Here is a 14,861-nt window from a genome sequence, read left to right on the forward strand (position 1 = left end):
AAAAATTTCAATTTTAGTAAGTATTTAAGACCCTTTGTGTATTTCTTATTTATATTTGCTAGCTGAAGATTTAAGAAACACAATGACTTTCGATTTAAAAGGAAAAGATACGCAAAGCAACGCTAGAGCAGGAGTAATAACAACAGATCATGGAGTTATTGAAACTCCTATTTTTATGCCTGTTGGTACTGTAGCATCGGTTAAAGGAGTGCATCAAAGAGAATTAAAAGAAGATATTAATCCTGATATTATTTTAGGTAATACTTACCACTTATATTTAAAACCACAAACCGAAATACTAGAGAAAGCAGGAGGTTTACACAAATTTATGAACTGGGACCGAAATATCTTAACAGACTCTGGTGGTTATCAAGTATACTCGCTATCTGCAAATAGAAAAATTAAAGAAGAAGGCGTCAAATTTAAATCTCATATAGACGGAAGTTACCATACATTCACACCAGAAAATGTCATGGAAATTCAACGAAGTATAGGTGCAGATATTATTATGGCTTTTGACGAGTGTACACCTTATCCATGTGATTATAATTATGCAAGACGATCTATGCATATGACACATCGTTGGTTGGATAGGTGCATTAATCATCTAGAAAAAGTACCTTTTAAATATGATTATTCTCAAGCGTTTTTTCCTATAGTACAAGGTAGTACCTATAAAGATCTACGTAAACAATCTGCCGAATATATTGCAAATGCTGGTGCAGTTGGTAACGCTATTGGTGGCTTATCTGTAGGTGAGCCAGCAGAAGAGATGTATGCGATGACAGAGGTAGTTACAGATATATTACCAGAGGATAAGCCACGTTATTTAATGGGAGTTGGTACACCAATAAATATACTTGAAAATATTGCATTAGGCGTTGATATGTTTGATTGTGTTATGCCAACCCGTAATGCTAGAAACGGAATGTTATTTACTGCTCATGGTACTATTAATATCAAAAACTTAAAATGGCGTGATGATTTTTCGCCTATTGATGAGATGGGAATTACTTTTGTAGATACAGAATACAGTAAAGCCTATTTAAGACATTTGTTTACTGTTAACGAGTTATTAGGAAAACAAATTGCTACCATTCATAATTTAGGATTTTATTTATGGTTGACCAGAGAAGCTAGAAAACATATTTTAGCAGGAGATTTTAGAACTTGGAAAGACCAAATGGTAAAGCAAATGGATAAACGTCTATAAGTGAAAATATTAGATTGGTACATACTAAAACGTTATTTAATGACATTTGCAGTCATGCTTTTGTTATTTATACCTATTGGTATAACCGTCCATTTAGCTGAAAAAATTGGTAAAATTCTTGAAAATAATGCGCCTTTCGGCGAAGTTATGCAGTACTTGTTAGACTTTACCATTTATTTTGCACATTTATTATTTCCTTTATTTTTATTTTTATCTGTAATATGGTTTACTTCAAAATTAGCTAATAACACTGAAGTTGTTGCGTTTTTAAGTTCTGGTGTATCGTTTACACGATTTTTAAGACCCTATCTAATTGGAGGTGTAATAGTAGCAATTATATCAATTGTTTTAGGATTGTATTTAGCTCCAAATGCTAGTAAAGGATTTAATAATTTTAAATATAAATACCTCTCTGGAAAAAAAGCACTTAATAACACTAATGTATTAAAACAAATTAATGATAAAGAAATCATTTACGTCACTAGTTTTGATACCAAAAACAAAACAGGTATAAATTTTACTTTAGAACATTTTGAAGAAGGTAAGATGAGCTATAAAATTAGTGCGTCTAATATTAGGTATTATGAAGAAGATTCAGCATTTGTGTTACGTAATTACGTTAAAAGAACCATTGGAGAAAACAACGATGTACTTGAAGTGCAAAGAAAAAAAGATACTATTTTAAGTTTTGATTTGGATGATCTAACTCCTGAAGATTATATAGCTGAAACTTTAAGGTATAATGAATTGATTCAATTTATCGATAGAGAAGAAAAAAGAGGCTCTAAGTACATAGGACGTTATAAATTAGCTAAATATCAAAAATGGAGTTTACCTGTTTCAGTCTTTATATTAACCATCATAGCAGTTGCGGTGTCGTCAAGAAAACGTCGTGGTGGTATGGGAGTTAATTTAGCTTTCGGCATTTGTATAGCCATGATATTTGTATTTTTTGACAAAATATTTGGGACCCTTGCTTCACAATCAGATTTTTCGCCATTACTAGCAGTCTGGTTTCCAAACATTATTTTTGGAGTATTAGCACTTATCTTACTGCGCAATGCAAAACGATAAACTTAAAAATTATCTTCACCTTCATGTTCTAGTATTTATAGCTGGTTTTACAGCTATTCTCGGAAAACTTATTACTATAAATGCGGTTAGCTTAGTTTGGTATAGAATGTTAATAGCTACGGTTTTAATGTTTATTTACATTAAAATTACTAAAGTCAATATCTCTATTACAAAAAAAGGATTTTTCAAATTATCCATTGCAGGTATCATAATCGCATTGCATTGGATAACCTTTTTCGGATCTATTCAAGTATCTAATGCCTCTATTGCGTTAGCTATGTTTTCAACTGGTGCTTTTTTTGCATCATTCATAGAACCTATAATTTATAAGCGTAAAATAATTGCTTATGAGATTGTTTTTGGACTAATTGTAATTGTTGGTATTTACTTAATAGTTCAAAGCGAATTAAAATATATATATGGAATGGTATTAGGTGTCATTTCGGCATTTTTATCCTCACTATTTGCAGTGCTTAACGGAAAATTTTTAGAAGAGCATTCTGCTACTAAAATTTCGTTTTATGAGTTTGTAAGTGGTGTATTTTTTATATCAATTTATATATTATTTTTTGGTGAAGGCTTTAATGCTAATCATTTTAATATTTCAGCTTCAGATTGGTTATGGCTATTTATTCTAGCTTCAGTATGTACAGCTTACGCATTTATAGCTTCAGTGTATGTGATGCGATTTATTAGTCCTTATACTGTAGTTTTAACTTATAATTTAGAGCCTATATACGGAATCATTTTAGCTTTAATACTATTCCCAGAAACCGAAACCATGTCTACCTCTTTTTACATTGGTGCCTTCATTATATTAGGTGTTGTTTTATTAAACGGAATATTAAAAAACTGGAAACAATCAAAGATTTAAAAATCAAAGCAAACTAACTGATTATCAATTTTTAACGTTAAAATATGCTCATTTTAATTGTATTCATAAAAAATGAAACAAAAAAAATGTAATTTTGCAACCTAACAAATAAACAAAACTATCATTCCCTATGGAATATTTAGAATTTGAATTACCTATAAAAGAACTAGAAGACCAACTAGAAAAGTGTCAAGTTATTGGAGAAGAAAGTGATGTTGATGTGACACAGACTTGCAAGCAAATCGAAAAAAAGCTTGTAGCTACAAAAAAAGAAATTTATAAAAACTTAACTGCTTGGCAACGTGTACAATTATCACGTCATCCAGACAGGCCTTACACTTTAGATTATATTAGAGCCATTTGTGGCGACTCATTTTTAGAACTTCATGGAGACAGAGGTTTTAAAGATGATAAGGCAATGATTGGTGGTTTAGGAAAAATTGGTGACCAAAGCTTTATGTTTATTGGTCAACAAAAAGGGTTTAATACAAAAACTAGGCAATACCGTAATTTTGGTATGGCTAATCCAGAAGGCTATCGCAAAGCATTACGCTTAATGAAGTCTGCAGAAAAATTTGGGATTCCTGTTGTGACATTATTAGACACTCCTGGAGCTTATCCTGGTTTAGAAGCAGAAGAGCGTGGTCAAGGTGAAGCTATAGCCAGAAACATTTTAGAAATGACACGCTTAAAAGTACCTATTATAACCATAGTTATTGGTGAAGGTGCATCTGGTGGAGCATTAGGTATTGGTGTAGGTGATAAAATCATGATGTTAGAAAACACATGGTATTCTGTAATATCTCCAGAATCTTGTTCTTCTATATTGTGGCGAAGTTGGGAGTATAAAGAGCAAGCAGCAGAAGCTTTAAAACTAACTGCTAACGATATGAAAAAAATGAAAATTGTAGACGATATCATAAAAGAACCACTTGGTGGAGCACATACAGATAGAGATACAACATTTAAAACAGTATCTGATGCAATTGTCAAAGCTTATGACGAGTTTAAAAACTTATCACCAAAAGATTTAGTAAATAAACGCATCGAAAAATATTCAGAAATGGGAGTTTTTAAAGGATAAACCTTATAAAACCATTTGCTAACAAAATCTGAAGTTTTTGCTTCAGATTTTTTTTGTGCTTGTTAACAAAAAAATAGAGTTATTAACATAATAAATGTTGATGACCTGTTAAGATTGAGTAACTTTGTAATTCAATATTTCTTAACTATTTATTTACTTTCGCTAAAACATAAATTAGTCATATTTATAAGCTAGTTTAATCAATAAATAACCACAAAAAACCATTAAGTTTTTACTTAAAATTATTACCATACAATGAAGCAACCTAATCAAATAAAAGGGTACCAAGTTGACAAGAGCACCATTATTAGCCTTGAAAAGGGGAAGATTCCACCTCAGGCTTTAGATTTGGAAGAAGTTGTTCTTGGTGCTATGATGATTGACAAAAAAGGGGTTGATGAGGTCATAGATATTTTAAGTCCTGAAGCATTTTACAAAGAGGCACATCAGCACATCTTTGAAGCCATATTCATGCTGTTTCAAGAAAGTCAACCTATTGACTTATTAACAGTTTCTACGCAATTAAAGAAAAACTCAAAGTTAGATTTAGCAGGTGGTGATTTTTATCTTATTTCTTTAACTCAAAAAGTATCCTCTTCTGCGCATATCGAGTTTCATGCACGTATTATTTTACAAAAATATATTCAGCGTAGTTTAATTAAGATTTCTTCAGAAATTATTGAAGATTCTTATGATGAAACCCAAGATGTATTTGATTTGTTAGATAAAGCAGAATCTAAATTATATGAAGTTACCCAAGGAAACATTAAAAAATCTAGTGAAACTGCTCAAGATTTAGTAATTCAAGCTAAAAAGAAAATTGAAGAAATTTCGAAAAAAGAAGGAATGAGCGGAATCCCTTCTGGATTTGATAAACTAGACAAATTAACCTCTGGTTGGCAAGAAAGTGATTTAATTATTATTGCAGCACGTCCTGGTATGGGTAAAACAGCTTTTACCTTAACTATGGCTCGTAATGTAGCGGTAAATTCAAATATTCCTGTTGCATTTTTCTCTCTAGAGATGGCATCTGTACAGTTAATTACACGTTTAATTTCTAGCGAAACTGGGTTGTCTTCAGAAAAACTAAGAACTGGAAAACTAGAAAAGCATGAGTGGGAACAGCTTAATACTAAAGTTAAAGACTTAGAAAAGGCACCATTGTTTATTGATGATACACCATCACTTTCTATTTTTGATCTACGTGCAAAAGCACGTCGTTTAGCTTCACAACATGGTATAAAAATGATCATGATTGATTATTTACAGCTAATGACAGCTTCTGGTTCAGGTGGTAATCGTGAACAAGAAATCTCTACTATTTCCAGAAACCTAAAAGCACTAGCTAAAGAGTTAAGTGTACCTGTTATAGCATTATCACAGCTGTCACGTGCAGTAGAAACTCGTGGTGGAAGCAAACGTCCTTTACTATCAGATTTACGTGAGTCTGGTGCAATCGAGCAAGATGCAGATATTGTTAGCTTTATTTACAGACCAGAATATTATAAAATAGACGAGTGGGATGACGAAGAACGCTCACCAACAGAAGGTCAAGGAGAGTTTATTGTAGCAAAACATCGTAATGGAGGTTTAGATAGTATTAGATTAAAATTTATTGGACACTTAGGTAAATTTGATAATCTAGACGATTTTGACACGCCTTTTGGTCAAGAGTTTCACAGTAAAATGAATGCTGCTGCAAACGATAATACTTTTGCTCCAGATAATTTCCCAACTGCCAACGATGCTTTTGATGCACCAGAACAGGATGACAATGATGTGCCTTTTTAATAAATTTGAACCTACAACTTAATGGATAAAATAAAAACTACTAACTATTTACTTTTAGTCATTGTAATACCTATTATATTTTACTTATTAAAAGTATTGTCCTTTATATTTGTGCCCTTAGTGTTTTCTATGTTTATTGCATTATTGTTTTTACCATTAATGCGCTTTTTACGTAAACGAAAACTCCCTAAAATGGTTAGTGTTATTATAGTAATGTTAGTCATAGCTTTAGGTATAAAAATAGGAGTGGAGTTAGTTAAATTATCAAGTAGAGAGATCTTAGCATCAGATTCTCAGTTTTTTCATAAAGCAGAAGACAAAATAAACACTTTAGTAGATAGTGTTGAAGCATTTTTTGGAGTTCAAAAAGTAGAGGGAAGTCGCTCATTAACAAGGTTAGTAAATAAGGAGGCATTACTGGATAATTTATCTCCAACACTTAGCTTTATTAGTAAATTTTTGACAGCTCTACTAATGACAACCTTTTTTGTCGTACTATGGTTAGCAGAATCTATTAATGTAGAAAAGTTAATAAATAGAACAATTTTAAAGAAAAAACACACGTCTATTAAAACCTTCATGAAAATTGAAAAAGACTTAATAAAATTTATTAAAGTTAAGTTTTTAGTCAGTTTTTTAACAGGTGTTTTTACTGGATTAGCCTGCTATTTCTTTGATGTAAGCTTTCCCATTTTCTGGGGATTATTTGCGTTTTTAATCAATTTTGTGCAAATGGTAGGCTCGTTTATTACAGTAATTTTACTGTCCATTTTTGCGTTTGTCGAGCTAGAAACATCCAGTAAACTATTATTTTTTATCTTATCAATTGCTGGTACCCAAGTACTGTATGGTAGTATTTTAGAACCAGTTTTTATGGGTAAATCATTCTCTATAAATGTTATAGCTGTACTAGTTATGCTAATGTTTTGGGGATATATTTGGGGTGTTCCAGGATTAATTATGGCAATTCCTATTACAGTATTTCTTAAAATTATTTTTGAACAATTTCCCAGAACAAAAATTATTTCAGACCTGCTCTCTGGCTCATCTAGTTAATTTATTGCTAATTCGTTTTTAAAAGTTGCTTTTTTAACTATCTTTCAAGTTATAAAATCACTTATTTTAAATGAAAAAATTAGCAGCATTTATAATCCTGTTTCTATTTGTTAATCAAATATTTGCATCCTATATTTTAATTCCTATGGATGCAGACACGCAAAAAAATCATTTAAAAGCTTACGGAATAACTTATTGGACTTTAGAAAAAGATATAAAAGTAAAATGGCTTCTTAACTATAGAGGTGGTTCGTTTTTATTACCAGATAGTGAAGACATTCAACGAGAATGTCAAATAAGAGGTGTTAGTTTTGAAGTACTATCTGATGCTAAAACAGAGAAAATTTTAGAAGAAATTAGCAGTCCTAGTAAAAATATGGAAGCAGTTGTGCTTGAAAAAGCACCAAAAATTGCGGTCTATACACCAAAGGGTAAATTACCTTGGGACGATGCTGTTACTATGGTATTAAGCTATGCAGAAATCCCTTATGAAACCGTTTATGATGAAGAGGTATTAAAAGACGAACTTCTGTTGTATGATTGGTTGCACCTACATCACGAAGATTTTACAGGACAATACGGAAAATTTTATGCACGCTACCGTCAAGCAGCTTGGTATATACAAGAAAAGAAGGATGCAGAAGCTTTAGCAGCAAAATTAGGATACACTAAAGTTTCTGAGGCAAAAAGAGATGTGGCACTTAAAATTAGAGATTATGTTGTAGGAGGAGGATTCATGTTCGCCATGTGCAGTGCTACAGACAGTTTTGATATTGCATTATCTGCAGAAAATATAGATATCTGCGAGCCTATGTTTGATGGAGATGCAAGCGATGGTAATTACCAATCAAAAATAGATTTTTCTAAAACATTTGCTTTTAAAGATTATACCTTAGAACGTAGTCCAATGGTATACGAGTTTTCAAGCATAGATATGACTACTAAGCGAATGATTCCAAAAGAAACTGACTATTTTTCATTAATGGATTTTTCAGCTAAATGGGACCCAATTCCAACTATGTTGTGTCAAAATCATACTGCTTTGGTTAAGGGATTTATGGGACAAACAACATCCTTTACAAGAGAAGAAATTAAATCAAACGTACTTGTCATGGGAGAAAATAAAACTAATGGAGAGGCTAAATACATACACGGTATAAAAGGAAAAGGCTTTTTTACCTTTTATGGTGGACACGATCCTGAAGATTACACCCATAAAGTTGGAGATCCTAAAACCGAATTGGAATTACACCCAACCTCACCAGGCTACCGATTAATTTTAAACAATGTGTTATTTCCTGCAGCAAAAAAGAAAAAGCAAAAAACATAATTTTTGGGCGTTACCACAAGGTTCAGGCTTTCGCAAGTCGCAAGCAAAGATGTGCTCCAACAATTACTCAACTACGAAGTAATCATGAATACAATAATAACATTATAAAAAAATGAATAATCCTTAACGCAGTACCTCAATCAACTAGACTTAATCAATAGATAATTAATACATCAATCATTACTACAATGTCAACAAAAGATGATATCCTAAAAAAAATAGAAATACTAATTACTAGCCATTTTGATTCACCAAAAAACGCATTCGACTTTTTTGATGAAAATGGAGATAAAAAACTATCAAAATCCGAAATTAAAAAGCTACTTCAAGAAGCAGAAATTAGTGGTTTTATTAGAGGTATTGTAGCTTCAAAGCTAATTGAAGGTTACGATAAAGATGGAGATAAGCTAATAAGCTGGTCAGAATTTAAAGCAGCAATAGACGAGATTTCATTATAAAAACACCATTTGAAAAACACACTATTTCAATTTTTAAGGTTACTATTTGCGACTATCATTTTTTGGTCACTAGCCTTCTGTTTATTTATCATGATACGTTACTATCAAGTAGGAGCAGAAGGAGGTAAAGCGTTTGCTACTTCAGATAGTGAAGTAGTCCCAATACTACAATGGTTAGAATTTGGAGTTTTTGCTGGGATTATTGTCGGAATTGTTTATGCTATAGTAGAGTTTATATTTGAAAAATTTCAACTCAATAAACTAGCAACTGGATTAGTATTACTTGAAAAGTCTTTGATTTATTTACTAATGCTTATCCTATCAACCAATTATATAGTTGGACTAATAGAGCAACAAATAGACAGAAACTTACCAAACGAGAATGGCTGGTGGAAAGAAAATAAAGTGTTTTGGTTAGTTGTAGGTTATTTTATTATATGTTCATTAATATTTTCATTTTTAAAAATTTCCAAAGAAAAATTTGGTAAAGGGGTTTTATTTAATCAGTTAATTGGTAAATATAAAAAGCCACGTGAGGAAAAACGCATATTTATGTTTTTAGATTTACAGGGTTCTACAACCATAGCAGAACAATTAGGACATTACAAATATAGCGAACTGATACAAGAATGTTTTTACGACTTAAATAGAGTTATTACCAATTATAATGCAGAAATATATCAATATGTAGGCGACGAAGCAGTCATAAGTTGGACATTTAATAAAGGAATAAAAAATAATAATTGTGTTGAACTGTTTTTTAAATTTCAAGATAGACTATTAAAAAAACAGAAAGCCTATCAAAAGCATTTTGGATTACAGCCCAAATTTAAAGCAGGTTTGCATGGTGGAAATTTAATCGTTACAGAAGTAGGTACTCTAAAAAAAGAAATAGCTTATCATGGAGACGTTATAAATACATCTGCAAGGATTCAAGGCGAATGTAATAAGTACAACGAAACACTTTTAATTTCCAAGCAATTGTTAGAAAAATTACAGCTAAACAAATATAAAATACAATCCATTGGAAATATTTCTCTGAAAGGAAAAGAAGAAGAGGTCAGGTTATATTCTATAAATAAGTCATAAAAAAAATCCGATTCAATTAAGAATCGGATTTTCTGTATTATAAGCGAAGTATTGTTATACAATTGGCAAAATGCCCCTTATTTTACTTTATTCACAATAGCTTCAAAAGCTTCTGGGTGGTTCATCGCTAAATCAGCTAAAACCTTACGGTTTAACTCGATGTTATTAGCTTTTACTTTTCCCATAAATTGTGAATAAGACATTCCATGTAATCTGGCTCCTGCGTTTATACGCGTGATCCATAAAGCACGAAACGTTCTCTTTTTATTTCTACGGTCTCTGTATGCATACTGCATAGCTTTGTCAACCGCATTTTTTGCTACTGTCCAAACGTTTTTACGACGTCCAAAGTAACCTTTTGCTTGTTTAAGCACCTTTTTTCTTCTGGCTCTTTTAGCTACAGAATTTACTGATCTAGGCATAATTTTAATTGTTTTTTGTAGTAGGCGGTTAATAAATTAACACTTTTTTTAAATCTTAGTTTGCCTAACTCCAGGGTTTATAAATAATTTTAACCGGTTAAAACAATGTTACTTTAAACGTAACATGACTTTAACATTGTTCTCGTCTGCTTTATCAACTAAAGCATCATGAGTTAAAGCTAATTTACGTTTTTTAGACTTCTTTGTTAAGATGTGACTTTTAAACGCGTGCTTTCTTTTAATTTTACCAGTACCAGTAAGCTTAAATCGCTTTTTAGCACTAGATTTTGTTTTCATTTTAGGCATTTTGTTTCCTAGTTTTAATTATTTCGCTTATAATGTTTTTACTACTGAAATTATTCAGTTTTATCTATTTTTTTGGAGCTATAAACATGGTCATTCGCTTTCCTTCAAGTCTTGGCATTTGTTCTACTTTTCCAAATTCTTCCAAATCTTGAGCTAAACGTAATAACAAAATTTGTCCTTGCTCTTTAAACACAATAGATCGTCCTTTAAAGAATACAAATGCTTTTAATTTAGCTCCTTCTTTCAAGAATTTCTCGGCGTGTTTCTTTTTAAATTCGTAATCATGGTCATCTGTTTGAGGACCAAATCTAATTTCTTTGATAACAACTTTTGTAGCCTTAGATTTTAATGCTTTTTCCCGTTTCTTCTGTTCATAAAGAAACTTCTTGTAATCCATTATTTTACATACTGGTGGATCTGCTTTTGGCGAAATTTCAACCAAATCTAATTCTTGCTCTTCTGCTATTGCTCGAGCTTCTCTAGTGGTGTAAATTCCTACTTCAACATTGTCTCCAACTAGACGCACTTTTTCTGCTCTAATTTTTCCGTTAATGTTGTGTTGATCTTCCTTAATGATTCTTGCCGGACCTCTTGATCTTTTTCTACGTATTGCTATGACTTATATATTTTAGTTAAACTTAATTTTAAAATTGTTTTTTTGTTTTATTTATCTCTGTTTTAACAACTTCTGCAAACTCATCTACACTAATCGTGCCTAAATCTTCTCCACCATGTTGTCTTACAGAAATCTTACCTTCGCCCTCTTCTTGCTCTCCAATGATAATCATATAAGGCGTTTTATTCATTTCAGCCTCTCTAATTTTTTTACCAATAGTTTCACTTCGATTATCTACAAGTGCGCGAATTTCGTGATTTTCTAGCAAAGTTAAAACTTTTTGACCGTATTTTTCATATTTCTCACTAAGAGTTAGTACAGAAACTTGCGTTGGCATTAACCAAAGTGGGAAATTTCCTCCAGTGTGTTCTAACAAAATAGCAATAAAACGTTCCATACTTCCAAATGGAGCACGATGAATCATTACAGGTCTGTGGGTATCATTATCACTTCCTTTATAGGTCAATTCAAAACGCTCTGGTAAGTTGTAGTCTACTTGTATAGTTCCTAATTGCCACTGTCTACCTAATGCGTCCTTTACCATAAAATCTAACTTAGGACCATAAAAGGCAGCTTCACCAGTCTCTACCACATAGTTTAATCCTTTGTCTTTTGCGGCGTTAATAATAGCTTGTTCTGCTTTTTCCCAATTCTCAAGACTACCTATGTATTTTTCTGGTTTTTCTGGATCACGTAACGAGACTTGAGCAGTAAAATTTTCAAAACCTAAAGATCCAAATACATATAATACTAAATCTATAACATCTTTAAATTCCTTATCTAACTGGTCTGGAGTACAAAATATATGGGCATCATCTTGAGTAAATCCACGTACTCTGGTTAAACCATGTAATTCACCACTTTGCTCATATCTATATACTGTGCCAAACTCAGCAAATCGTTTAGGTAAATCTTTATAAGACCATTGTGTACTATTATATATTTCACAATGATGTGGACAATTCATAGGTTTAAGCAAAAACTCTTCTCCTTCTTTAGGAGTAGATATGGGTTGAAAACTATCTTCTCCATACTTAGCATAATGTCCCGAAGTTACATATAATTCTTTTTGACCTATATGTGGTGTAACAACCATTTCATATCCTGCTTTTTTCTGAGCTTCTTTTAAAAAGTTTTCTAGTCGCTCTCGTAAAGCTGCCCCTTTAGGTAACCATAAAGGTAATCCTTGACCAACTTTTTGAGAAAATGTAAAAAGCTCTAATTCTTTACCTAATTTTCTATGATCACGTTTTTTAGCTTCTTCTAAAAGTTCTAAATAAGCAGTTAGCTCTTTTTGTTTCGGAAAAGAAATCCCATAAACACGAGTCAATTGTGGTTTATTCTCATCGCCTCTCCAATATGCACCTGCAACAGATAACACTTTTACAGCTTTAATAATACCAGTGTTTGGTATATGTCCACCACGACATAAGTCTGTAAATGTTGAATGATCACAAAATGTAATTGTGCCATCTTCAAGATTTTCTATTAACTCAGTCTTATATATATTATCTTTATATAAGGATAATGCATCTGCTTTAGAAACAGATCGCATAGAAAACTCATGTTTTCCACGGGCAATCTCTAACATTTTATTCTCAATAGTCTTAAAATCTTTATCACTTATAGAGTGTTCACCAAAATCAACATCATAATAAAATCCATTATCAATTGCAGGACCAATAGTTAATTTACAACCAGGATATAACTCTTCTAAGGCTTGAGCTAAAACATGAGCAGAACTATGCCAAAAGGCTTTTTTACCCTCATCATCATTCCAAGTATATAGAATTAAAGAACCGTCAGTATATAGACTAGTAGTAGATTCAACAGTATCTCCGTTAAAACTAGCCGAAATAACATTTCTAGCTAAACCTTCACTAATACTTTTTGCAACATCAATTGGTGTGCAACCTTTTTCATAAGATTTTACACTACCATCTGGTAAAGTAATTTTTATCATCAAAATCAAATTAAGGCACAAATATAATAGTATAAAACTTGTCTAGCAATACAACCTTATAAGTAATGACGTAAATTTTTATAACTATAGCGTTTTGATCTGATAGGGGTCTGGTTTTTCATTATATATTTTTTACTATATATTAGCAAGAATAATGAGTAGTTGTTACAATCCCTAACGCGGTTTTAATCCAAATGCAGATGATTTAGTTTGTATATGGACTATTTGAGGTTAAATGCAGTCTTAAGATAAGATGAGAGGCAAAAAAATGGCGGTTATAAAGTATTGATAATAATGGTGTTGAAGGGTTAAAAAAAAATAAAGTAAAAAAAGATTCAAAAAAGGGTTGTGGGAATAAAAAAGGGTTTTATATTTGCACCCCGAAAACGACGTAATGGAGTTTTAGGTAAAAACGTACGGGATTTTATTGAAAAGCAACCAGTGAAAAAAAATATAAATATTTTTTCAAAAAGAGTTGTGGGATAAAAAAAAGCGAATTATATTTGCACCCGCTTAAGAGATAAACGACTTAAGTACACGATAAAAAAGTTCATAAACATATTGAATTGACAGCGTAAGAGAATAATTGGAAACGATTATTTTCAAACAAAAGAATAAACCATTTTGAGTATTTTAGATTTTTAATTGTTAAGATACAGTCGCAAGACTAAAAATTTAACGATGAAGAGTTTGATCCTGGCTCAGGATGAACGCTAGCGGCAGGCTTAACACATGCAAGTCGAGGGGTAACAGAGGTGCTTGCACTTGCTGACGACCGGCGAACGGGTGCGTAACGCGTATAGAATCTGCCTCTTACTAAGGGATAGCCCAGAGAAATTTGGATTAATACCTTATGGTATGTTAACTTGGCATCAAGATAACATTAAAGGTAACGGTAAGAGATGACTATGCGTCCTATTAGCTAGATGGTGTGGTAACGGCACACCATGGCGACGATAGGTAGGGGCCCTGAGAGGGGGATCCCCCACACTGGTACTGAGACACGGACCAGACTCCTACGGGAGGCAGCAGTGAGGAATATTGGACAATGGAGGCAACTCTGATCCAGCCATGCCGCGTGCAGGAAGACTGCCCTATGGGTTGTAAACTGCTTTTATACAGGAAGAAACACCTCTACGTGTAGAGGCTTGACGGTACTGTAAGAATAAGGATCGGCTAACTCCGTGCCAGCAGCCGCGGTAATACGGAGGATCCAAGCGTTATCCGGAATCATTGGGTTTAAAGGGTCCGTAGGTGGATAATTAAGTCAGAGGTGAAATCCTGCAGCTTAACTGTAGAATTGCCTTTGATACTGGTTGTCTTGAGTTGTTATGAAGTAGTTAGAATATGTAGTGTAGCGGTGAAATGCATAGATATTACATAGAATACCAATTGCGAAGGCAGATTACTAATAATATACTGACACTGATGGACGAAAGCGTGGGGAGCGAACAGGATTAGATACCCTGGTAGTCCACGCCGTAAACGATGGTCACTAGCTGTTCGAATTTCGGTTTGAGTGGCTAAGCGAAAGTGATAAGTGACCCACCTGGGGAGTACGTTCGCAAGAATGAAACTCAAAGGA

The 14,861-nt window shown here is 32.6% G+C and carries 13 protein-coding genes and 1 rRNA gene (1 of these 14 cut by a window edge); 10 read left to right on the forward strand and 4 right to left on the reverse strand.

Annotated features, from left to right (window positions below; genetic code table 11):
* The first annotated feature begins 82 nt into the window (after nt 1-82).
* The 9 genes from tgt (at nt 83) to Ollyesu_RS10030 (ending at nt 9,969) form a co-directional block, all read left to right on the forward strand.
* Complete coding sequence (gene tgt, locus Ollyesu_RS09990) at nt 83-1,213, forward strand: tRNA guanosine(34) transglycosylase Tgt (protein ID WP_279301081.1); 1,131 nt, start codon at nt 83-85, stop codon at nt 1,211-1,213.
* Nucleotides 1,214-2,287, forward strand: coding sequence for an LptF/LptG family permease (locus Ollyesu_RS09995; protein ID WP_279301082.1), 1,074 nt, complete (start codon nt 1,214-1,216; stop codon nt 2,285-2,287).
* On the forward strand, nt 2,274-3,161 hold the full coding sequence (locus Ollyesu_RS10000; protein ID WP_279301083.1) for a DMT family transporter: 888 nt from the start codon (nt 2,274-2,276) through the stop codon (nt 3,159-3,161). The genes Ollyesu_RS09995 and Ollyesu_RS10000 overlap by 14 nt, the downstream gene beginning before the upstream one ends.
* 130 nt (nt 3,162-3,291) lie before the next feature.
* The gene (locus tag Ollyesu_RS10005; protein WP_279301084.1) at nt 3,292-4,245 is read left to right on the forward strand and encodes an acetyl-CoA carboxylase carboxyltransferase subunit alpha; all 954 of its coding nucleotides are present in this window, start codon (nt 3,292-3,294) and stop codon (nt 4,243-4,245) included.
* Nucleotides 4,246-4,500: 255 nt separating this feature from the next.
* Nucleotides 4,501-6,036, forward strand: coding sequence for a replicative DNA helicase (gene dnaB / locus Ollyesu_RS10010; protein WP_279301085.1), 1,536 nt, complete (start codon nt 4,501-4,503; stop codon nt 6,034-6,036).
* Nucleotides 6,037-6,057: 21 nt separating this feature from the next.
* Entirely contained in the window at nt 6,058-7,092 is a 1,035-nt protein-coding gene (locus tag Ollyesu_RS10015) for an AI-2E family transporter (RefSeq protein WP_279301086.1), read from the forward strand.
* A 70-nt stretch (nt 7,093-7,162) separates the two neighbouring features.
* Nucleotides 7,163-8,422: an asparagine synthetase B gene (locus Ollyesu_RS10020; protein WP_279301087.1), complete on the forward strand. Its 1,260-nt coding sequence runs from the start codon at nt 7,163-7,165 to the stop codon at nt 8,420-8,422.
* A 188-nt stretch (nt 8,423-8,610) separates the two neighbouring features.
* Entirely contained in the window at nt 8,611-8,880 is a 270-nt protein-coding gene (locus Ollyesu_RS10025; RefSeq protein WP_279301088.1) for an EF-hand domain-containing protein, read from the forward strand.
* Nucleotides 8,881-8,889: 9 nt separating this feature from the next.
* Complete coding sequence (locus Ollyesu_RS10030) at nt 8,890-9,969, forward strand: adenylate/guanylate cyclase domain-containing protein (RefSeq protein WP_279301089.1); 1,080 nt, start codon at nt 8,890-8,892, stop codon at nt 9,967-9,969.
* Nucleotides 9,970-10,046: 77 nt separating this feature from the next.
* Here Ollyesu_RS10030 and rplT read toward each other — a convergent pair whose 3' ends face one another.
* The 4 genes from rplT to thrS form a co-directional block, all read right to left on the reverse strand.
* Entirely contained in the window at nt 10,047-10,391 is a 345-nt protein-coding gene (gene rplT / locus Ollyesu_RS10035; protein ID WP_111660471.1) for a 50S ribosomal protein L20, read from the reverse strand.
* Between the two features lie 108 nt (nt 10,392-10,499).
* Nucleotides 10,500-10,697 (reverse strand): 50S ribosomal protein L35, encoded by a 198-nt coding sequence (gene rpmI, locus Ollyesu_RS10040; RefSeq protein ID WP_279301090.1) that lies wholly within the window; start codon nt 10,695-10,697, stop codon nt 10,500-10,502.
* 64 nt (nt 10,698-10,761) lie between these two features.
* On the reverse strand, nt 10,762-11,271 hold the full coding sequence (infC, locus tag Ollyesu_RS10045) for a translation initiation factor IF-3 (RefSeq protein WP_279303071.1): 510 nt from the start codon (nt 11,269-11,271) through the stop codon (nt 10,762-10,764).
* A gap of 70 nt (nt 11,272-11,341) precedes the next feature.
* Complete coding sequence (gene thrS / locus Ollyesu_RS10050) at nt 11,342-13,276, reverse strand: threonine--tRNA ligase (protein WP_279301091.1); 1,935 nt, start codon at nt 13,274-13,276, stop codon at nt 11,342-11,344.
* A gap of 678 nt (nt 13,277-13,954) precedes the next feature.
* Between thrS and Ollyesu_RS10055 the strand changes: the two genes are divergently transcribed.
* Nucleotides 13,955-14,861: ribosomal RNA gene (locus Ollyesu_RS10055) — 16S ribosomal RNA — on the forward strand (it continues 613 nt past the right edge of the window).

The sequence above is a fragment of the Olleya sp. YS genome, from assembly GCF_029760915.1.
Lineage (GTDB): Bacteria > Bacteroidota > Bacteroidia > Flavobacteriales > Flavobacteriaceae > Olleya.